We start from the raw sequence: 21,172 nt of genomic DNA on the forward strand, positions 1-21,172 counted from the left end.
GAAATAAGGTTGCGTATAAAAATAAAACTACAGTATTATTTGTATCAGATGGACAATTAATATCAAATTAATATAAAAATAACTTTGCTAGAATATATAATAAATAGGGGTGTTTTGAAAATGGGTGAAATAAAAGAGTGGTACTGTCCATATTTTAATTCAACAATTGAAGATAGTGAATGTTATGATATTAATGCTGTTATAGATAGGTGTTTAAAGCCTAGTTCGGTTCCGGAAGTAAAGGAATGGGATAAAGCTATAATTTGTTGTGAGAATTGCATATACCGAGGATATTAAAGGAAATCATTACTTTGAGTGCTTTTTATGCTAGCGATAAGCAAGCGTGCAAGAAAAAGGGCAAAGAAACAGTCAAAGAAACCGCAAAAAGTCGGTAAAGAAATAGCAAAGAGATATAAAGAAACACCAATAAAATCAAATAAATACAAATACAAGCAAAGAAATACAAAAAAATACAAAGAAATATAAAAAACATAAAAAATATAAAAACATAAAAACATAAAAACATAAAAAAGAAAAGAGAAGTAAATAATAACGGAATGATAAATAAGAAGGAAAAATCCGTTAACAAGATAAAATAGAGAATATAGATCAACTTAAGTTGGAACATACTAGATAGTAAATATAAAAATATCCTCAAGCCATCAATTTTAGCAGAGAGCTAGAATTTGATAGGCAAGAGGATATTTTTTATAGACTGTTATATATAAAGGTTAAGCATATGATGTATATATTGGGGTTTATGTATTTTGTATTTTATATTTTAGAATCACGCATATTAGCGCTACACACTCATACCTTTAGCATAGTTTTCATATAACGTTGTATAGTAGCCACCTTTAGCCAACAGTTCTTGGTGTGTACCTTGTTCTACAATTTGACCTTGGTTAACTACAAGTAATAAATCAGCATCACGAATAGTTGATAGGCGATGGGCAATAACGATGCCTGTTCGGCCACGTAATAATTGTTGCATGGCTTTTTGCACCTCTACTTCGGTGCGTGTATCTACGTTAGCCGTAGCCTCGTCGAGTATGAGAATACGAGGGTTTGCTAAAAAGGCACGGGCAATTGTTAATAATTGTCGTTGGCCTTGCGATAGGTCATCGGCTCCATTTTTCAGTACCGTATCATAACCTTGTGGCAAGGTGCGGATAAAATGGTCAGCCATGGCAAGTTTCGCAACAGCAACGATTTCCTCACGTGTTGCTTCTGGTTTGCCGTATGCAATATTATCCGCAATGGTTCCTGTAAAAATCCAAGTGTCTTGTAGAACCATTCCTACTAACTGGTGGAGCGTTTTACGGCTGAGGTCCCGAATATCTACACCATCAATTGTGATTGAACCACCATTAATTTCGTAGAAGCGCATAAGCAAGTTAACAATCGTTGTTTTACCTGCCCCAGTAGGACCTACAATAGCGACAACATGACCGCCAGGAATTGTAAAGTTGACCTCATTCATTAATAACTTGTCAGGACTATAGCCAAAGCTTACATTTTGAAACTCGATAGTCCCTTTCAGTGCATCTGATTGGGTTGTCGTTTCAAATGAAGTGTTGGCACCAGAATCTTCTTCTGGTGTTTGATCAAGAATTTCATAAATTCGTCCTAACGCAGCTTGGGTTTCTTGAAATTTGGTTAAGATGTAGGAGCTACGTGAGATTGGATCGGAAACTTGTGTTACATAGAGGAAAAAGGCTTGAATATCACCTAGTGATATTTGACCACGCAATACAAGTAAGCCACCTTGAATAGCGACTAATACATAGCCTATCTGGTTGATAAAGTTTACTAGAGGCATAATAATTTGCCCCATAAAACCAGAGCGTCTTTCGTGTGTAAATAAGTTACGGTTTAGTTGGTTTAGATTATCGGAAGTGACTGTTTCTAAATTGAAGGCTTGTACAATTTGTTTGCCTGATATTAGTTCTTCAACACCACTATTAACAGCACCCAGCGCTTCTTGATTATGAAGATAGATGGTGCGAGCTTTTTTTGAGGTAATCACTAAGCCAATGATACCTAAAACGATAATACCGATGATAATGCTAGCCAGTAAGGGGCTAATCCAAAGCATCATAGCAAGGGCGCCGATGATGCCAATGAATGATGAAATTAACCCAGGAATACCTTCTCGAAGGGTTTCACTAATGGAGTCTAAATCGCTAGTAATTCGGCTTAATAAATCGCCACGATTATGATTGTTGAAATAGGACATAGGTAATCGATAGAGATATTCGCTCACTCGATTACGCAAATTTAATACCATGTTTTCCGCTACACCAGCAATAATATATTCGCCTACATAGGTAAATATAGAATGACCACTATATAGAATGATTAGCATGAGAATGGTATCGGTAGTATTGTCGATAATATAAGAAATATCTTGATTACTACGCAAGCCTTGAACAATCGCATCTACGATTTGGCCCAGTAGTTTAGGGGCAATAATTTCAAAACAAGCGGCCAAAATAAGGGCAAAAATAATTGCAATCAGCCAGCCCCATTGTGATTTTGATTCATAGAGAAAACGTCTGAATAATGTCATAGGGCCACCTCCTGAGAGGCCACAATTTGTTGATAAATTGGGCAGTTTTCTACGAGCTCATCATGAGTTCCTAGACCGACCGCACAGCCTTGATTAATAACGAGAATTTTATTCGCTTTGCGAGCGGCACTTACTTTTTGCTCGATGGAAATAAAGGCTCGTTGTGGGAAGTCTGCAATTTCATGAGCCACAGCTTTGCGAACTTGTTGCTCAGTAATACCGTCTAAGGCAGAGAAACTATCGTCAAAGATAAGTAAGTTTGGTTGACGAATGAGTGCTCTTGCCATAGCTAGTCGTTGGCGTTGACCACCAGATAAATTGGTGCCCCCTTGTGATAATTGATGTTCATAGCCATCATTAAAACGGCTGATAAATTCGTGAGCCCCTGCTAGTTTACAAGCTCGTTCCATATCAGCTAATGATAAGGTCGACGTAGTATTAGGGGAATTTTCAGATGGCTTGGTACCATGAATGCCGTATTCTAAGTTCATAGCAATAGAGCCAGTAAATAAATAGGCTTTTTGTGGTACATAGCCGATTTGAGCTCGCACAGTATGTATAGGCTGCTCAAAAATAGATTGCCCTTGGAATAAAATATCGCCAGATTCAATTGGATAGAGTCCCAGGATTAATTTAGCAATGGTACTTTTGCCAGAGCCAATATCACCCATAATAGCTAAGGTTTCACCAGCTTGTAAGGTGAATGAAATGTTGTGTAACGCCGCTTCTTCTGCATTGTCGTAGCGGAACGTAACATTGCGAAACTCTAAAACTGGTGAATTTAAATTAGAAGCCGAACTCTCATGAATACTAGGTTCTTGCTCTGTTTTAGTATATGGCGTGAGTGGATGGGTGAATAACTCTTGCACCCGTTGATAACAAATAATTGCTTCAGGCACGTCTAATAGAACAAAGACCGCCATTAATAGGTTGAGCAAAATGAGCGTTGCATATTCGATGATAGCCATAATATCACCGATTTGAATATTACCAGCACTAATTTGGTAACCACCGAGCCAAAGAATAACGACCGTACTCATATTAAAGATAATAAGAATACTTGGTAAACCAATCGCATAGGTGCGTGATAGGCGGGCTGATGAGCGCGCAATATTGCTAAATGCAGATTTTTCACGTGATTGTTCGTCATTGCTACGGTTAAACGCTCGAATAACGGCCATCCCGATCATATGGTCACGAACTAGATCGGTAATATAGTCTAATTGTTGTTGGACTGATTTTACAATAGGCAGTGCTTTTTGCTGTAAGAAGGCCATAATGGCCACCATGATTACCATCAAGCTTAAAATCACAAGACCTAATTCGAAACTTTTGTAAAAAGTTAAGCCTAGACCAACGAGAATCATGAGTGGCATAGGCAGAATCATGTTAATGCCTTCCGCCAAAACAGATTGAATTTTTTCTACATCACGAGTGGCACGCATTAGTAAGGTACCCGTTCCATATTTTGAAAAGTCTGTGAGTGAAAAGTCTTGTAAGGCTTGCACTAACTGTTGGCGTAGACGAAGGCTGACACTAGCAGCAATATGTGAGCTCATGTAAACGGCACTAATAGAAGCAACGACAGTTAGTAAGGAGGCTCCCAGCATAGATATACTAAGAGCGCTGATTGTGTCTAAATCGCCATGCAATACCCCTTGGTTGATAATGTCAGCTGTTAATGTTGGCACGATGAGTGCGCTGACTACATGTATAAGTGATAATATACAGGCTGCAAAAAAAGCCCATTTTACAGGGCTTAAATATGTATGTATAAATTTCATATATATATTTTCCTTTCCCCAGTAATGTTCAAGGGCATTATAGCATATTGCTAGGTAATAAGAAACCATAAGAAACGTATGTTAGATATGAAAAAGTGTAATACAGAGGCAAAAAAATATAGAAAAAACAAGAATATAGATATATAGAAGTATAAAATATAATTAAATAAGATTATTTGATTATTTTTACAGTATATCCATTGGCGTGGATATTGCTGTTAGTAGTGTCCTCATTGTGCAGGTCGGTTAAATAGGAATCGGCCGTAACATTCCAAATAGAGTCTTTGCTGAGAAAGAGGCTGGCCTTCTTGGCTGTGTGATTAGGATTAATTGCCCCGGTTAGAGTAGAGCCTTGATTTAATTTAATCTCTACAGTGCTAACATTGTCTGCTTTGATATGCCCATTGAGACTTTGTTTGTTGGCAGTGAGTTTAACTTGACCGCCGTTTTTACCATTACGACCCCATTCATTGGCTTTAGCCTCTAATATGGTGTCACTATGTGGTGCGTGTAAGTCTACTTGTTGTAGCTTAATTTGGCCCTTTGTGTTAGATACTGTGAAAAATGGTGTTCGTCCCGTATTGGTAAGGGTACTGTTTTGAATTGTTAATTGAGTTGTGCCGTCATCAGCGGTATTAAGGTCACTGAAATATAAGTTGAAACCGTCAGCACCAGTCAGGCTTGCTTGCGTTAGGTTCACTTTGGTAGCTCCTTCTAATACACCTAAGGCACTGTGGCGCGCTTCGCCAGTTAGGCCCGTTAATTTCATAGTTCCTGTTGTTGAAATGAGAGGACTATTGAAACCGTTGGTAGTGAGTTGGAGTGTGGCGGCTATTAATTCGCTCTTAGCTTTACTGCCGATGAGTAAAGCGGGGCTACGATCGCCATACGTAGTAATGGCACTTTGTTTTATGGTGGCTACGGCACCATAAGCTAAAGATAAGCCTGGTGAAACGCGTCCATCAGTTCGCAACGTGATGCCCGTGGCTTGTATTTTAACATCTTGACCACTGCCGACTAAGGCGGCAGATCCTTGTCCATTGGTACGTAATGTGCTATTGGTTATAGTCGCTTGGCTATAAGGGGCTACTAAGAGGGCTGCATTTTGGCCACGCCAAAGAGCAATGCCTTCGTTATCCGCATTACCTGTTTTAGAAAGGGTAGCCCCTTTTAATTTGGCGTGACCTGTTTTTTGCACGAGTATTACATTTTCATTGTGTTTGGTATTAGTAAGACTCTTTTTAAAGGTTTGCGTACCATTAACTACTTTAGTAGCTTTGAATTTATAGTTTTTATTTACTTTTTTGCCTTTTTTGATATCATTATCAGAATCGCTGACAAGACCTAACAGTTTGCCTGCTGCTTTAATAGGGTTAATCGTGGGCATGTCAGGCAATACTTTGCTAGCTACATAGGCACTGACTGGATCGGCTGCGTACATAGTTGGTGTTGTGTATATGGTGAACGTGCTACCAATGAGGGTAGCAGTTATGATTCGTTTGAGCAATGTGTGTTTCATAGGAACTCCTTTGTTGGTGAAATGGGGGAGAAAAATAAGATAATTTAATATATATTATACCGTAGGCCACTTGCAGAATAAAGAAAAGCTAATAAAAAAGAGCCTGTACAGAATCATGTCTGTATAGACTCTAAACATATTTGTTGATCTTTTTCGCTGAGGTTTAACAGCATACCTACTTCGATTTGTAATCCTGTAGCAATATGGACTAGCATTGCAATGGATACATTGTCGTTGTATTTGCCTCGTTCAATGCGACCAAGAGCTCCAGGACTGATAGAGGCTTTACTGGCTAGCTCGTCTTGCGTTAAACCGCGCAAGGTTCGATAGTAGGCAATGCGTGCGCCGATTTGTTTAATTACAGCCCGCTTTTTTATATCTATATCTTTGTCCACTTAGGTCACCTCGCAATGATTGTATTATGGCGTATTAATTACATATATAAATTATGTCATAAAACGATTAGAAGGAAGGCGCCTAAATGTGGTGTATTTGCGACTAAATAGTTTTCTTTTGTATTTTAAAGCTTAAGGACTTGATTTGTTGGTCAAAACAAGGTAATATAGTAGGGTAATAATTAAATATGGAGAGGTGTCCGAGTGGTTTAAGGAGCTGGTCTTGAAAACCAGTGACTCCGCAAGGGGCCGTGGGTTCGAATCCCACCCTCTCCGCCATCTAATACGGCTTTTACTTGATAATATTCAATAAAAGTCAAAACCCCTATAAAGCTAGTTATTGACTAGGATATAGGGGTCTTTTTATGTCCGCATGTTATTCTCGTTTAAGGCTATTTTGTGCAATAATAAGTAATGCTTTGTTAACAATTTGTTAACATTTTTTTGGTTATAAGCTTGTAATGTTTGGATTGTTTTTCCCCTTCCTCTTACCTTATTTGTTACATAGCTGTAGAGGACTATTCTTAATAAATTTTAAAATAATTAAAGGATTTATCGATAAGGTCAATTACTTAGAATAATATTTTAGTGAACCCTATTAGCATAAAAGATTCGAAAGATTATAGAAATATAAGGCTTGATCTTTTCTTATAGATATTGTAGACTTTTAGATAAGGAGGGATATGTTATGAAATATAAATCTGAAGTATTAACTATGATGGATTCTGATTATGAGGCTTTCTGTAAAGCTTTATTCAGTATAGAGCTAGACGTTAATAATCAGGAAGAATTGGCGTTATTATATGCTCGGTATATGAGAGGGGATAATATTTCCTTATTAAATGAAAACCTTGTAGTAAAGGAATAATTAAAACTGGTGACTTTATGTTATAATAAGCCATACGTTCAATTTTTGCGAGAAGTATGGTGATAACAGTGACTAAGTTACCTTATGATAAAACAAATCCGGCAGACATTTTGAGATATTCAGAAGAATTAGAAGGAATTACTTTTCAGAATGTACTCCAAAAAATCTTTAGAGGTGAAGAATTAGAAGAAAAAGTAAAATATTATGATAATCCGCGTAGTAAAGGTGGTCTTGGCAATTTATTAGAAGAACACTATTATTTTTATTCACCCAATAGTATTTCAGACGCTGATTTTGTTGAAGCCGGCGTAGAATTAAAGGTTACACCTTATGAGATAAATAAAAATAACCAATATAAAGCGGGCGAACGTTTGGTTATTACAATGATTCCGAATAATGAACCTATATCGGATGATTTTGAAACTTCTCATTTAAAACAAAAAATTAGTCATATTTTAATGGTTTGGTATGAAAGAATTCGTGGTGAAGCACGGACTAAGCAACGAATTCAGTACGTTAACTTATACAATTTATATAGTGAAATTTGTAAGAATGATTTAGAGATTATTCGTAATGATTATAAACGAATTACTGAGAAGATTATAGCAGGTAAAGCCCATGAATTGTCCGAAGGTGATACGCAGTATTTGGGAGCTTGTACAAAAGGGGCGACTGCTGAACGTAGTTTGCAACCACAGTATTATAATGATAGTATTCCGGCAAAACGGCGTGCATTTTCTTTGAAACAGTCGTATATGACATATGTATTAAATCAGTATGTTAAAAAACGTAAAATGAGTTTTGATGCTATTTTTACACCAGCTGATTTACAGAAGGCAGATTTAGAAACTCAAGTTATTGAACGGATTGAAAAGTATGTAGGTAACACTGAAGACGCATTATATTCCATGTTCGGTTTTACATATACGCAAGGTAATCGGCCAAAACATATTAATACATTATTAGTTAATCGAATGCTTGGGGTTCAGACTGATCAAGCTGAAGAATTTGCAAAAGCAGATATTAAGATTAAAACAATTAGAGTTCAGAAGAATGGTAAGCCAAAAGAAAGTATGTCGTTTCCAAAAATAAAGATTAAAGAGTTTGTTAAGCAAGACTTTGAGGAGTCTGCTGAATATAATTTTTTCCAAGAAACTAAGTTCTTGTTTGTTGTCTTTAAAGAGACAAACACTGGTGAATATATTCTAAAAGGTGCTAAATTTTGGAATATGCCAATTATAGAATTAGAAGAAATTGGTAGAGTTGAATGGGAGTCATATAAGAAAAAGTTTTTAACTGGAGTTAATTTTACTATAACTAAAGATAAATCCGGTAAAGAAATTATTAAAAATGATTTACCTAGTAAATCAGAACATACAATATTTCATTTACGACCACATGCACAAAAGAGTGCTTATGTAATTAACGGTAAACGTTATGGTATGGGAAATGATAGGGATATGGATGACTTGCCAAATGGAGATAAAATGACTTGCCAATGTTTCTGGTTGAATAATGATTATATTGCAAAGATTATTGAAGATATATAACAAATTATTTAATGAAATAATTTGTTTATTATAAAGGAGATTATAGTTAATGAGGCTAACTGTAGCAGAGTTGTTTGCTGGTGTTGGAGGATTTCGTGTAGGGCTGAATCATATCGAAGAGGTTGATATGCAAGAGCGAGCTGTTGAAAATGGTCCTTGGGAATTTGTATGGGCTAATCAGTTTGAACCATCTACTAAGGAACAACATGCTTTTAATTGTTATGTAACACGATTTGGTGAAGCAAATCACTCTAATCTTGATATTCATGAAGTGGATAAAAGAAAAATTCCAGATCATTCGTTAGTAGTAGGTGGATTCCCGTGTCAAGATTATTCAGTAGCACGCTCTTTATCTAACGAGCAAGGGATTGAAGGGAAAAAAGGGGTTTTATTTTGGGACATTAAAGATGTATTAGTGGCAAAACAGCCCCCATTTGTTTTATTAGAGAATGTAGATCGTCTTTTAAAATCACCAGCCAGTCGTCGTGGTCGAGATTTTGCAATTATGCTAAAAACGTTTGATGAACTCGGCTATATAGTGCAATGGCGCGTATTAAATGCAGGCGAGTATGGAATGCCTCAGAAACGGCGCCGTGTATTCATTTGGGCGCACAAGCGTGATTTACAGTATTCGCAGGAATTTTTAAATAACGTTCTTGATTTAAAAGAAAATAACATTTTTAATCAAGTTTTCCCTGTCGTGGACATAGAAATCTCTAAAGATATTGACTTGAATATATATGAGTCTATTTTAGAAACTTCTAATGGGTACAAGGACGGAAAATTCTTAGAGACAGGCATAATGGTTAATGGACATGTTATACATGGAAAGCCGTTAGCTAGAATGGAAGTTGTCTATCCATTGTCTAATATTTTAAAAAAGGCACAAGTGTATAATGAAGATTTGTTAGTATATAAAGTCTCTGAAGATAAGTTAGAAAAATGGCAATATTTAAAAGGACCAAAGAAGATTGAACGTACATCTAGTAATGGGCATAAGTATATTTATAGTGAAGGTGGGATGGCTTTTCCTGAAAAAATGGATGAACCAGCTCGAACAATGCTTACTAGCGAAGGCACTTTAAATAGATCCTCTCATATAGTATTTGATGAAAGCTTACACGCTTATCGTATTTTGACACCAGTGGAATGTGAGTTAATTCAAATGTTTCCACCTAATTGGACGGATACGATGCCAAATAGAAAGAGATATTTTATGATGGGAAATGCTTTGGTTACGGGAATTGTATCTCGATTAGAGCCAGTGATACGCAATATTATTGAACAAGAGGTAGAATAAGAAAGGGATACCCTCATTGTCTGAGGGTATCCCTTTTGTTATACTTATATAGCGGTCGTACGCAATACTAATAATGTAATTATATAATTTTTCATATATTCAAGGAGCTTTTATGTCATCCACATATTCTGTTTACCGTCGTATTAAATTAGCTGCCAATGGGACGATTGACTTATTGTCATCTTTATTTTTGCCTATCATAGCGTTATTAGTATCTACTGGTATTTTAAAAGGCCTTTTTATTCTGCTCATGGTGAATCAGTTTGTATTGCCTGAAACGAGTACATATGCGATTTTAAATGCTATGAGTGATGCTTTTTTCTATTTTATACCCGTATTTTTAGCATATACAGCGGCTAAGCGTTTTCAAGTAGATCCCTTTACAGCTATGTTACTTGCCTGTGTATTAGTATATCCTGATGTTACGCAGCTTATGAAAGCACCTGCGGCAGGTGGTATGGAATCAGCAGAAGCGTTAGTCAAAGGTATGACAGGGCAGTCAAATTGGGGAGGTCCCGATTTATTCGGCTTGCCAGTAGGACAAGTGATGTATCCTTCATCCGTGATTCCTATTTTATTAGCGGTGTACTGCATGCAGTACGTTCAACGATTAGGGGAAGGGTTATTTCCTGAAGCGGTACGGGGACTATTTACGCCACCTTTATGTATTATTGTAATGACTCCATTTACACTTGTTGTATTAGGACCCATTGGCACTTGGTTAGGGGCTTTATTGGGTACTGGTTATGAATTAATTTATAGTTTAAGTCCTTTATTAGCCGGGCTAGTCGTAGGGACGGTACAGCCGTTTTTAGGGATGCTTGGTTTGCAGTGGGGATTTTTCCCTATTGCAATTAATAATGTAGCGGTATACGGCTTTGATACCTTAATGCCTTTGTTTAGTTCTGCTATGTTTGCCCAAGCGGGCGCTGCATTAGCGGTAGCGGTGAGGACACGTAATACATTATTTAAGTCAGAGGCTTTTTCTGCAGGGATTATTGCATTATTAGGGGTTACGGAACCCGCTGTATTTGGTGTCACACTTCGTTTGAAACGGCCTATGGTCTGTGCCTGTGTAGCTGGTGGTCTTGGGGGTGCCGTGGCAGGCTTTTTCAAGGTGAGCGCTGCATCTTTTGCCATTCCCGCTGTTACGACCTTGCCAGTCTTTATGGGGCCTTCATTTCTTTGGTATGTAATAGCCTTGGGTCTCGCTTTTGGATTAAGCTTTGTGTTGACTTTGATAGTTGGTTTTAAGGACATTGTAGATATATCAGATAGTAAGTAAGTACAGTCGAATATTGGGTGATGGCTTTACATTTGATATAGGTTTTGCTATAGTAAAGTTGCTAGATGGGTGGAACTGAGTATCCAGTGTTGAAACCCTATCACTAGAGGGCGGGCGGCGATACTGCGACGGACCGCCTCTGATGAATAAAATAAAGCTGAATAAAAAAAAGGTTGTAACTTCTATGTACGTGCATAGTTATTACAACCTTTTTTGTTAATAGTTTAGATTATTATTAAATTAGTACCAAATGTAGCGAATTAATACGATGATTGCTAGTGGGTACATAATCCAGTGTACTTCTTTAGTACGACCAGCGATAATTTTAAGAAGTGGGTACATGATTAAGCCTGCCGCTACACCATTAGCAATGCTGTAGGTGAAAGGCATTAAGGCGATAACCATGAAGGATGGGAAGGCTTCGGTCCAATCGGAGAAATCGATGTCGCGAATTGGTTCCATCATAAGGGCCCCGACTAAGATTAAAATTGGAGCTGTCGCACAGTTTGGTACGAGGGTAATAAGTGGTGCAAAGAGCAAGGCTAAGAGGAATAGCACGCCACAGGTAACCGCTGTTAAGCCTGTACGACCACCTGCACCTACGCCAGCCGCACTTTCTACGAATGCTGTAATGGTACTAGCCCCGAGTAAGGCCCCAAAGCTAACGCCTACAGCATCAACCGTCATGGCTTTGCCAAGACCAGGGAATTTACCTTCTTTTGGATTGGCAATACCCGCTTTAGTAGCAGTACCAATTAGGGTCCCCATGGAGTCGAATAATTCTACAAAGGTGAAAGAGAAGATAATAGTTACTAGGCCAAGATGCATGGCACTGGCAATGTCGAGTTCAAAGAAAGCTGCTTTGCTGAAATCTGGAATGGCCATAATAGAGAAGTTTTCAGGGAGCTGAGCATTCCCTGTTACATAGGCTAAAATACTAGTCACTACAGCGCCGATAATGAAAGCCCCTTGTACATTGCGCGCCATTAAGAGGGCGGTAAAAATAAGACCAAAAAGAGCTAATGCTACTTGTGGATCCATAAGATTGCCTAAGGTTAGGATTGTTTCAGAGGAACCTGGTGTGGAATGACCTTGCGTAGCCACAACTTGGGCAAGACTATCTGGTGACAAGGATAGTGTTACGGTCATAAGACCAGATAATTTTAAACCGATGATGGTAATGAATAGGCCGATACCGACAGTAATCGCGATTTTCATGGCGGCAGGAATGCCTTCTACGATATGTTGGCGCACAGTAGTCAGTGTTAAGAACAAGAAGACTAGACCTGAAATAAATACGGCACCTAAGGCTGTTTGCCAAGCAATGCCCATACCTAGTACAACGGTAAAGGTATAAAAGGCGAGTAGTCCAACGCCTGGGGCCAAACAGATTGGATAGTTAACGAGAACCCCCATAGCTATGGTAACTAGGCCGCCACCTAAGGCTGTAGCGATGAGAACTGCATCTTTGTCCATGCCAGCAATGCTAAGTAGATTAGGCGCTAGAAATAGGATGTACGCCATGGTGATAAAGGTAGTTAAGCCGGCGATAATCTCACCTTTCACCGTTGTGTTGCGCTCTTTGAGGGCAAACAATTTTTCTAACATAATAACCTCCTAATAGATGGTATAGAAATAATTTCATCCCTATTGTATCATGGTCTATAGGAATTGTGGAGAGTTAATTATATTATTTAAATTTATTAAAAATAACTATTAATATGTAGTGCTAATTAAAATATAGTGAGATCCTATAAATTCTTCATTAAGGACTGTTTTTTTGCAAGGTAACTGTATAAAATCTACTAGATTCAGGAAGTTTTTAATTCCCCTCTATGATAGGGGAAAATACTGTGTTATAATGAATTTAGTAATTCCTACTGTGAAAGAGGTATATGAGAGATGAAAATATCAACTAAGGGTCGTTATGCTTTACGCGTATTAGTTGACCTAGCAGAAAATGGTAAGAAGAAAAACGTTTCAATCCGTGAAATTGCGGAACGTCAGCGTATTTCTGATAAATATTTAGAAGGTATTGTAGCACGTCTAAGTGCCGCTGGATATGTTAAGAGTGTTCGTGGTAAATATGGTGGATACCGTTTATCTATGGAACCTAAAGATTATACAGTGTATGATATTTTGCGGGCTGCTGAAGATTCCATCGCTTTAGTTGCTTGTTTGGAAGATGAAGTCAATCAATGTCCCCGTAGCAAGACCTGTATGACCTTGCCTTTATGGGAGCATATGCAAGCACAGTTTAAAGAGTATATGGAAAAATTAACATTGCAAGATGTGTTAGATAAGAAATTCGACGTTCCTACAGATGATGAAGCTGATGAGGTTGAAGTGGCCGTTGCTACACAGGCCATGGCTGATAAGGATGCTTCTGAAACGGGTGAAGACGATACTACAACGGCTGATGTAGCAGCTCATGCATCTGTATAAAACTTTATGGTTAGACGCGCCTTTGAGTGAAACTTGAAGGGCGTTTTTCTTTTCTAGTTCATTAATTACAAGGGATATTAACTTGACAGTGCTAGTATAGTTGTATAGAATTATATTGTAAGCTAATTAATTGAGACGAGGAGATAACTTTGATAGAAAAAAATATAGATGAATTGGCGTTAAGGAATCAATTATGCTTTCCTTTATATGCCTGTGCTAAGGAGATTGTTCGAGCCTATCAGCCATTACTAGAGCCATTAAATTTGACATATACGCAGTATATTGTCATGATGGTTCTGTGGGAACATAGTCATTTGAACGTTAAATCCCTTGGTGAATACTTATATTTAGATTCCGGTACTTTAACCCCTTTATTGCGTAAAATGGAAGCAAAGGGCTTTTTAACACGTACTCGTTCTAAAGAAGATGAGCGGACTGTTATTATCTCAATTACTGAGGAAGGTCGTGCCTTACAAAAACGAGTAGCCCATGTGCCTCAAGCTATGGCTAACATAGTGGAGTTAACGCAGGACGAGTTTGAAACTATGTATCGGTTATTGTATAAGATGATTGCCCAACTTACTGGGCGTGAACAAAAAGAATAAGACATGTTGTAAGTTGTAGCGTTGTAAGCTCCTTGGATATACTTCAAGGGGCTTTTGCGTACTTTTAGAAGAAAGAAGGAATCGTATGGCAGAATCTAATGGTGGTATGCGAAATGTTTGGATTTTAACAGTCTGTATGACAGGTTTATCTATATGCTACACCATGCTGGTCCCTTTTTTACCAGTTTATTTATTAGAATTAGGGGTAGAACACGATCGGGTCGCTCTATGGTCTGGGGTTGTATTTTCAATTACTTTTTTTGTAGCTGGTGTTATGGCGCCTATTTGGGGGCGCATGGCGGATACTCGCGGGAAAAAAATAATGGCAATCAGGGCCGGCATTTTTATCGGCATTGCCTATATTTTAACTGGCTTTGTACAAGATGCTTGGCAGTTATTAGCTACTAGAGCACTTATGGGCTTTGCTAATGGTTTTATGCCGGCAGCGATGACGATGGTATCCCTCAGTGTGGCTAAAGAAAAAACAGGAACGGCCTTAGGGATTTTTCAGACGGGTTTGATTGTTGGTAACGTAATTGGACCATCCTTAGGGGGTTTGATTGAAGCGGCTGTTGGCATGCGTCCCGTATTCTTTATTGCTGGGATTGTTTTATTTATTGCCAGTGCTGTGGTATTTTTCTTTGTAAAAGAACCAAAAGTGACCGAAGAGGCTACTGTTACAACGAGTTCGTTCCGTGAAGATTGGCAGTTTGTGAAACAGCGCAAAGTGTTAACGGATTTGTTGTGGTTGTTCTTTATTATGCAGTCAGCTATTTTAATGTTGCAACCAATTCTAGCTCTTTATGTAGGTCAGTTACAGGGCACTATGGAAGGAGCGGCCTTATTATCAGGGATGATTTTAAGTATTGGTGGCTTAGCTGGGGCGGTAACTACTAATTTGTGGGCTGCTTTTGGTCAGCGCAAAGGTTATTTTAAAGCCGTTTGTTATGCTCTTTGTGGTACGGGCTTATTTTTATTCTTACAAAGTATGCCATTAGGAATTACCTGGTTTGGGAGTTTACAAATTTTAGTGGGCTGTTTTATTGTGGGCGTTAATCCTCTATTGAGTGCAGCTGTAGCTCATTATACAGAACCAGCTTTTAGGGGGCGTGTGTTTGGGATGACCACGACTGCTAATCAGTTCGGTTCGATGGTAGGTCCTTTATTTGCTAGTGGTGTTACTACTTTATTGGGGATTCAATATGTATTTTTAGTAACAGGGACGTTGCTAATGTTTGTAGCTTATCAAGTATATCAACGGCGTGTAAAATCTGCTGATGCTTTTTAAAATTATATTTTATCCTATATATGTAGTATGATATAATATATAGAGATATATCTATGTATATCTAATGAATATTAATGGTAGGTTATTTTTCAGTATAAAATATTGGTAAAGTAGCTTATATTAATACATTGAGAGAGAGTTCTATGAAAGAGAGGGTTTGTTATATGAATGTACAAACTGTATATGGTGATAAACGTACCATTTATGTGGCTGGTGGCTGCTTCTGGGGTGTAGAAGGTTACTTTAAACGAGTTAAAGGGATTGTGGCAACTGAAGTAGGCTATGCGAATGGTAAAACAGAAGCGCCTACTTATGAGCAGGTTTGCAAGGAAGACACTGGTCATGCAGAAACTGTTAAGTTAGAATATGATCGCCACATCATTACGTTAGAAGAGATTTTACTTCATTTATTGCGCATTGTAGATCCTTATTCTGTTAATAAACAAGGTGGCGATGTAGGCGTTCAATACCGCACAGGCGTGTATTATACTGATGAAGCGGATAAGGCAAAAGTAGAGCGTTTGTTTAAACATGTAGACCCAGAAGGTAAATTTGCCATTGAAGTAAAGCCTTTAGAGCAATTCTTTGATGCGGAAACATATCATCAAGATTATTTAGATAAAAATCCTGATGGCTATTGCCACGTATCTTTGCACAAAGCGGATGAACCACTTGTAGGCTTGCCAGCTTATGTGAAAGAAGATGCAGATGCTTTGAAAGCACGTATTGGCGATGATGCTTATGCTATTACGCAAGAGAGTGCTACCGAAGCACCGTTCACAGGGGAATATGATGACCACTTTGAACGAGGTATTTATGTAGATATTGTCAGTGGTGAGCCATTGTTTATGTCTGCTCATAAATATAACTCCGGCTGTGGTTGGCCTGCTTTTTCACGACCAATCGTGGCGAATGCCGTTGACTATAAAGACGATGATTCTATTATAGGCCGTCCTCGTGTTGAAGTGCGTAGTGCTCATGGCGACTCCCATTTGGGTCATGTATTTACAGATGGCAAGGCAGAATTAGGTGGCTTGCGCTATTGTATTAATAGTAAATCTTTGCGCTTTATTAAAGCGGACGATATGGTGGCAGAAGGCTACGGCGCTTGGCTACCTATGCTAGAAGCGGAAGAAGCAGAAAATAATAAATAAAAGATCTTGTTTTAGTTACGGGCAATATTAGTTGCCATTAGCTACTTACTTAATTAGTTATTATTAGTTACTTACTTAATTAGTTATTGTTAGTTACTTACTTAATTAGTTACTAGTTAGTTACGGCTATTTATTTACAAGCTATATACGCATTATTTATAAGCTATATATGCAAGGGACTAAGATAAGCGAGATAATATGAAATCGAAGAAGCAACGCTTAACATGAATACATGGAAAGCGTTGTTTTTTTGTATATAATCAAAAATACTATAAAAGTGATAATTTAAGATGTATATCTTTACAATGAATACAAAATACTTGTACATCCTATATTGAAAAATATCTATTTAGGGTGTATACTTAATATATAGAAAAAAATAGATATTATAGAAATGATATGTATGGCTTTCTAATTTGTGTGACATATTGATTAGCATATCGTAAGTATGATAATGGATAATTACAGAACCTAAACAAGTCATTGTTTACCAAGGCTTGTTTTATTACAAGGAGGAATGAATATGTCTTTAAATTTAAGAGAACAATACGGTTTATTTATTAATAACAAGTGGGTGCCAGCTAGTGATGGTGGCACATATGAAGTACATAGCCCAGCTGATGGTCAGTTATTGGCCAAAGCAGCTGAAGCAACTAAAGAAGACGTAGATGCAGCTGTAGTAGCAGCTACTAAAGCATTTGAAACTTGGAAAAAAACAAGCCCTCAGGAACGTTCTGAGTATTTGCTTAAAATTGCGGATGCCTTAGAAGCACATGCTGAACATTTCGCAATGGTAGAATCCTATGATAATGGTAAGCCAATTCGCGAAACTCGTGCTGTAGACGTGCCGTTTGCAATCGATCATTTCCGCTACTTCGCTGGTGCGATTCGTGCCGAAGAAGGAGCTGCTACAATGCTTGATGAAAACACATTGTCTCTTATTTTAAATGAGCCAATTGGTGTTGTTGGTCAGGTTATTCCTTGGAACTTCCCATTCTTGATGGCAGCTTGGAAAATTGCGCCTGCATTAGCAGCTGGTTGTACAATCGTTATTAAACCATCCAACCATACATCACTTAGCTTGTTAGAATTTGCTAACATTTTCCAAGAAATCTTACCACCAGGTGTTGTAAATATTATTACTGGTAAAGGTTCCCGTTCTGGTCAGTATATTCTTGATCATCCTGGTTTCAACAAATTGGCCTTCACTGGTTCTACTGAAGTAGGTCTTAATGTATATAAAGCAGCTTCTGAACGCTTGATTCCAGCTACTCTTGAATTAGGTGGTAAATCTGCTAATATCTTCTTTGAAGATGCAAAATGGGATATGGCTTTAGATGGTGCTATGCTTGGTATCTTGTTTAACCAAGGTCAAGTATGTTGTGCTGGGTCCCGTATCTTCGTACAAGATACAATTTATGACAAATTCGTTGCTGATTTAACTAAGTTATTTGACAAAGTTAAAGTAGGTATGCCTTGGGATGATAGCACTGAATTAGGGGCTCAAATCTATGAAGCACAAACTGAAAAAATTCTTGAATATGTAGAGATTGCAAAACAAGAAGGTGCTCGCATTGCAGCCGGTGGTGTACGAGTTACTGATGGTGAATTTGGCAAAGGTTGTTTCGTTCGTCCAACGCTAATTGTAGATGCTACTAATGATATGCGCGTAGCTCGTGAAGAAATCTTCGGACCAGTTGCAGTAGTTATTAAATTCCATAGCGAAGACGAAGTAATTAAGATGGCTAATGACAGCATTTATGGTCTTGGCGGTGGTGTATGGACTCGCGATATCAATCGTGCAGTTCGTGTAGCTCGTGCTATTGAAACAGGTCGTATGTGGGTTAACTGCTATAATAGCATTCCAGCTGGTGCTCCATTTGGTGGCTATAAACAGTCTGGTATTGGCCGTGAAACTCACAAAGTTATCTTAGAACATTACAGCCAGAAGAAGAGCATTCTTGTGAATATTGGTGAAACACCATCTGGTTTGTATAACTTAGATGTTGAATAAGAGCGTACTGTTATATAATCGTATAAGTTTGTAATAGTAAAATTAGTAACATTATAAATAGTACAGATTAGTAGACTATAAAGTAGTTAAAATAAAAACCGTGGCGACTTCAGTGTGAACTGAGGTCGCCACGGTTTTTTGTTATACCCCTTTAGCATCAGGATCCCATATAAATTTATGAATTTGTAATTGTAAACGTACTTGTTGTAAGTGATTGGTGAGGAGATACTCCACAATTTCTTTAGGGTCAATTTTACCGAATACAGGGGAGACGAAGATGTGTCCTTTCGGTTGTTTAGTCGTAATGATTTCTTTCATTTTTTGTAGATCACTATAGGAGCTGACTACAAATTTGAGTACGTCTTTTTCTGAGAGGGCTTCACAGAGCGTTGGCTGCATATGTTCTTCCGCCGCTGAGTCAGGGCATTTATAATCGAAGGTGTAAAATACATTAGCTCGTTGAAAAGGCGGTAAAATACTACCATTGGTTTCAATATTGAACTCGTAGGGGCCATAAGGAGTTGTTCGCGTGCTTAGAAGATCAATTAACTCTTCCACTTCTTTAGCTTGAAGGAGTGGCTCGCCACCAGTAATTGTAATATAGCGATTGCCTAAGGCGTCTAAAGCATCGGCCATGTCTGCTACGGTATGAGTTTCAAAGACTGCATCATCACCATAGCTGTAGAGTGTATCACAATATACACAGCGGAGATTGCAGTCATGAAGGCGGAGAAAGGAACAGGGAAAACCTTGACGAGTTCCTTCCCCTTCGATAGAGCTAAAGAGCTCAATCACGTTCATAGATAGCCACGTTCCCTTCAGATTCTTGCACTACGACTTTGAAACATTTTTCACCTAATTCGTCAGCAATCCATTTAGCCATGTTTTCAGCTGTTGGATTAATATCGCCCATAATATCATTGACATGTTTATGATCAAGGCGACCATGAATAGCTTCTTTTATGTGACCAAAATCAATAACCATGCCGTTTTCATCAAGTTCAGCACTGCGTGCATAGATGTGTACAATCCAGTTATGGCCATGTAAATTTTGACACTTACTTTTATAGGTTAATTTTAATTGATGTGATGCACTAATTTCTAACTTTTTTACAACAGTAAACATGTAATCCTCTCTTTATATGTATACTTCAAATTTATATTTCTAAGGTTTTAATACGCTCGATGGCACGCAAGGTATTTTCACGACTACCAAAGGCAGTGAGGCGTAAATAGCCTTCGCCACAAGGCCCAAAACCTGCACCAGGGGTGCTTACAATATGCACTTTTTCTAGTAGCAAATCGAAGAACTCCCAGCTAGTCATACCTGTTGGCACTTTGAGCCAAATATAAGGGGCGTCAACGCCACCAAATACGGTGAGACCAATGGCTTCAAGGCCTTCACGGATGATACGAGCATTTTCTTTGTAGTAAGCAATGGCTTCCCGTGTTTGTTTATAACCTGCTTTTGAATAGACTGCTTCGGCAGCGCGCTGAATGATATAAGGCACACCATTGAATTTTGTGCATTGACGACGATTCCAAAGTTCATTTAAGGCTTGTTTATTACCATCTGCTGTGTTGATAGTTAAGCTTTTTGGTACTACCGTATAGGCACAGCGAGTACCGGTGAAACCCGCTGTTTTAGAGAAGGAGCGGAATTCGATAGCTACATCACGAGCGCCTTCAATTTCATAGATACTATGGACGGTGTCTTCACTACTAATAAAAGCTTCATAGGCGGAGTCGAACATGAGCACCGCATCGTTAGCTTTGCACCAATCCACCCATTCTTTAAGGCGTTTACGACTTAATACGGTGCCTGTTGGATTATTTGGGCAGCAAAGGTAAACGATATCAACTCGTTTGGCAGGAAAGTCTGGGGAGAAATTATTTTCTGCATTGGTTGGTAAATATACGATATTTTCAAAGTGACCATCTACAAATTTTCCAGAACGACCACTCATTACATTACTGTCCAAGTATACGGGATATACTGGATCAGTAATGGCCACCGTATTATTAGCACTAAATAATTCTTGGATATTGCCCACATCAGATTTGGCTCCATCAGAAATAAATACTTCATCAATTGCTAAATCGATGCCAAGGGGTTTGTAATCGTGATCGACTACAGCTTGGCGTAGGAACTCATAGCCTTGTTCAGGGCCATAACCACGGAAGGTTTCCGCATGGCTCATTTCGTCTACGGCTTTATGCATAGCTTCGATAACAGCTGGTGCTAGTGGTTGGGTTACATCGCCAATGCCAAGGCGAATGATGTCAGCCTTAGGATTGGCTTTTTGAAAGTCCGCCACTTTACGTGCAATATTAGCAAATAAATAGGAACTTTGTAGATTGGCATAGTTTTCATTAATTAGAGCCATAGGAGA

At 38.3% G+C, this 21,172-nt stretch carries 16 protein-coding genes, 1 tRNA gene and 1 pseudogene; 10 read left to right on the plus strand and 8 right to left on the minus strand.

The window, feature by feature from the left end; all coding sequences use genetic code 11:
• Nucleotides 1-802 precede the first annotated feature (802 nt).
• From NFR44_RS06005 to NFR44_RS06020, 4 genes are all read right to left on the minus strand, one after another.
• Nucleotides 803-2,572 carry an ABC transporter ATP-binding protein gene (locus NFR44_RS06005; protein ID WP_251442060.1) on the minus strand — a complete coding sequence of 590 codons (1,770 nt, stop codon included), beginning with the start codon at nt 2,570-2,572 and terminating at the stop codon, nt 803-805.
• On the minus strand, nt 2,569-4,356 hold the full coding sequence (locus NFR44_RS06010) for an ABC transporter ATP-binding protein (protein WP_251442063.1): 1,788 nt from the start codon (nt 4,354-4,356) through the stop codon (nt 2,569-2,571). Before NFR44_RS06010 ends, NFR44_RS06005 begins: the two co-directional genes overlap by 4 nt.
• 172 nt (nt 4,357-4,528) lie before the next feature.
• A complete protein-coding gene (locus tag NFR44_RS06015) occupies nt 4,529-5,875 on the minus strand; it encodes a hypothetical protein (protein WP_251442066.1) in 1,347 nt (448 codons plus the stop codon).
• A gap of 113 nt (nt 5,876-5,988) precedes the next feature.
• Nucleotides 5,989-6,270, minus strand: a complete 282-nt coding sequence (locus tag NFR44_RS06020; RefSeq protein WP_251442070.1) for a helix-turn-helix domain-containing protein — start codon at nt 6,268-6,270, stop codon at nt 5,989-5,991.
• A gap of 190 nt (nt 6,271-6,460) precedes the next feature.
• Between NFR44_RS06020 and NFR44_RS06025 the strand changes: the two genes are divergently transcribed.
• The 5 genes from NFR44_RS06025 (at nt 6,461) to NFR44_RS06045 (ending at nt 11,273) form a co-directional block, all read left to right on the plus strand.
• Nucleotides 6,461-6,549 (plus strand) — tRNA-Ser (locus tag NFR44_RS06025).
• Nucleotides 6,550-6,958: 409 nt separating this feature from the next.
• Nucleotides 6,959-7,138: a hypothetical protein gene (locus tag NFR44_RS06030; RefSeq protein ID WP_251442073.1), complete on the plus strand. Its 180-nt coding sequence runs from the start codon at nt 6,959-6,961 to the stop codon at nt 7,136-7,138.
• Between the two features lie 56 nt (nt 7,139-7,194).
• Nucleotides 7,195-8,688, plus strand: coding sequence for a Sau3AI family type II restriction endonuclease (locus tag NFR44_RS06035; RefSeq protein WP_251442076.1), 1,494 nt, complete (start codon nt 7,195-7,197; stop codon nt 8,686-8,688).
• Between the two features lie 49 nt (nt 8,689-8,737).
• Nucleotides 8,738-9,988, plus strand: coding sequence for a DNA (cytosine-5-)-methyltransferase (gene dcm, locus NFR44_RS06040; RefSeq protein WP_251442079.1), 1,251 nt, complete (start codon nt 8,738-8,740; stop codon nt 9,986-9,988).
• Nucleotides 9,989-10,100: 112 nt separating this feature from the next.
• Nucleotides 10,101-11,273, plus strand: a complete 1,173-nt coding sequence (locus NFR44_RS06045; protein ID WP_251442082.1) for a PTS transporter subunit EIIC — start codon at nt 10,101-10,103, stop codon at nt 11,271-11,273.
• 240 nt (nt 11,274-11,513) lie between these two features.
• On the opposite strand, the gene NFR44_RS06050 is transcribed toward NFR44_RS06045, so the two are convergent.
• The gene (locus NFR44_RS06050; protein ID WP_251442085.1) at nt 11,514-12,881 is read right to left on the minus strand and encodes an NCS2 family permease; all 1,368 of its coding nucleotides are present in this window, start codon (nt 12,879-12,881) and stop codon (nt 11,514-11,516) included.
• A 294-nt stretch (nt 12,882-13,175) separates the two neighbouring features.
• Here NFR44_RS06050 and NFR44_RS06055 point away from each other — a divergent pair.
• The 5 genes and pseudogenes from NFR44_RS06055 to NFR44_RS06075 form a co-directional block, all read left to right on the plus strand.
• Nucleotides 13,176-13,598: pseudogene (locus NFR44_RS06055) on the plus strand (RrF2 family transcriptional regulator); the annotation flags it as partial.
• A gap of 269 nt (nt 13,599-13,867) precedes the next feature.
• Complete coding sequence (locus NFR44_RS06060; protein ID WP_251442091.1) at nt 13,868-14,323, plus strand: MarR family winged helix-turn-helix transcriptional regulator; 456 nt, start codon at nt 13,868-13,870, stop codon at nt 14,321-14,323.
• 85 nt (nt 14,324-14,408) lie between these two features.
• Nucleotides 14,409-15,611 (plus strand): MFS transporter, encoded by a 1,203-nt coding sequence (locus NFR44_RS06065; RefSeq protein WP_251442096.1) that lies wholly within the window; start codon nt 14,409-14,411, stop codon nt 15,609-15,611.
• Nucleotides 15,612-15,775: 164 nt separating this feature from the next.
• On the plus strand, nt 15,776-16,765 hold the full coding sequence (gene msrA / locus NFR44_RS06070) for a peptide-methionine (S)-S-oxide reductase MsrA (protein WP_251442102.1): 990 nt from the start codon (nt 15,776-15,778) through the stop codon (nt 16,763-16,765).
• 523 nt (nt 16,766-17,288) lie between these two features.
• Nucleotides 17,289-18,779, plus strand: coding sequence for an aldehyde dehydrogenase family protein (locus NFR44_RS06075; RefSeq protein WP_251442105.1), 1,491 nt, complete (start codon nt 17,289-17,291; stop codon nt 18,777-18,779).
• Between the two features lie 141 nt (nt 18,780-18,920).
• On the opposite strand, the gene NFR44_RS06080 is transcribed toward NFR44_RS06075, so the two are convergent.
• From NFR44_RS06080 to NFR44_RS06090, 3 genes are read right to left on the minus strand one after another with little or no spacing between them, the layout of a single operon-like run.
• Complete coding sequence (locus tag NFR44_RS06080; RefSeq protein ID WP_251442107.1) at nt 18,921-19,580, minus strand: radical SAM protein; 660 nt, start codon at nt 19,578-19,580, stop codon at nt 18,921-18,923.
• Nucleotides 19,567-19,905, minus strand: coding sequence for a 6-carboxytetrahydropterin synthase QueD (queD, locus tag NFR44_RS06085; protein WP_115310671.1), 339 nt, complete (start codon nt 19,903-19,905; stop codon nt 19,567-19,569). Before queD ends, NFR44_RS06080 begins: the two co-directional genes overlap by 14 nt.
• Nucleotides 19,906-19,936: 31 nt before the next feature.
• The gene (locus NFR44_RS06090; RefSeq protein ID WP_251442119.1) at nt 19,937-21,166 is read right to left on the minus strand and encodes an LL-diaminopimelate aminotransferase; all 1,230 of its coding nucleotides are present in this window, start codon (nt 21,164-21,166) and stop codon (nt 19,937-19,939) included.
• Nucleotides 21,167-21,172 lie beyond the last annotated feature (6 nt).

It is taken from the genome of Veillonella intestinalis (assembly GCF_943193155.1).
Taxonomy (GTDB): Bacteria; Bacillota; Negativicutes; order Veillonellales; family Veillonellaceae; genus Veillonella_A; species Veillonella_A intestinalis.

Excerpts from the sequence above, each read along its gene's own strand:
- dcm (WP_251442079.1), top strand. The coding sequence starts at position 8,738 with ATGAGGCTAACTGTAGCAGAGTTGTTTGCTGGTGTTGGAGGATTTCGT.
- msrA (WP_251442102.1), top strand. The coding sequence starts at position 15,776 with ATGAATGTACAAACTGTATATGGTGATAAACGTACCATTTATGTGGCT.
- NFR44_RS06090 (WP_251442119.1), bottom strand. The coding sequence starts at position 21,166 with ATGGCTCTAATTAATGAAAACTATGCCAATCTACAAAGTTCCTATTTA.
- NFR44_RS06035 (WP_251442076.1), top strand. The coding sequence starts at position 7,195 with ATGGTGATAACAGTGACTAAGTTACCTTATGATAAAACAAATCCGGCA.
- NFR44_RS06050 (WP_251442085.1), bottom strand. The coding sequence starts at position 12,881 with ATGTTAGAAAAATTGTTTGCCCTCAAAGAGCGCAACACAACGGTGAAA.
- NFR44_RS06080 (WP_251442107.1), bottom strand. The coding sequence starts at position 19,580 with ATGAACGTGATTGAGCTCTTTAGCTCTATCGAAGGGGAAGGAACTCGT.
- NFR44_RS06030 (WP_251442073.1), top strand. The coding sequence starts at position 6,959 with ATGAAATATAAATCTGAAGTATTAACTATGATGGATTCTGATTATGAG.
- NFR44_RS06075 (WP_251442105.1), top strand. The coding sequence starts at position 17,289 with ATGTCTTTAAATTTAAGAGAACAATACGGTTTATTTATTAATAACAAG.
- NFR44_RS06005 (WP_251442060.1), bottom strand. The coding sequence starts at position 2,572 with ATGACATTATTCAGACGTTTTCTCTATGAATCAAAATCACAATGGGGC.
- NFR44_RS06045 (WP_251442082.1), top strand. The coding sequence starts at position 10,101 with ATGTCATCCACATATTCTGTTTACCGTCGTATTAAATTAGCTGCCAAT.
- NFR44_RS06015 (WP_251442066.1), bottom strand. The coding sequence starts at position 5,875 with ATGAAACACACATTGCTCAAACGAATCATAACTGCTACCCTCATTGGT.
- NFR44_RS06065 (WP_251442096.1), top strand. The coding sequence starts at position 14,409 with ATGGCAGAATCTAATGGTGGTATGCGAAATGTTTGGATTTTAACAGTC.
- queD (WP_115310671.1), bottom strand. The coding sequence starts at position 19,905 with ATGTTTACTGTTGTAAAAAAGTTAGAAATTAGTGCATCACATCAATTA.
- NFR44_RS06010 (WP_251442063.1), bottom strand. The coding sequence starts at position 4,356 with ATGAAATTTATACATACATATTTAAGCCCTGTAAAATGGGCTTTTTTT.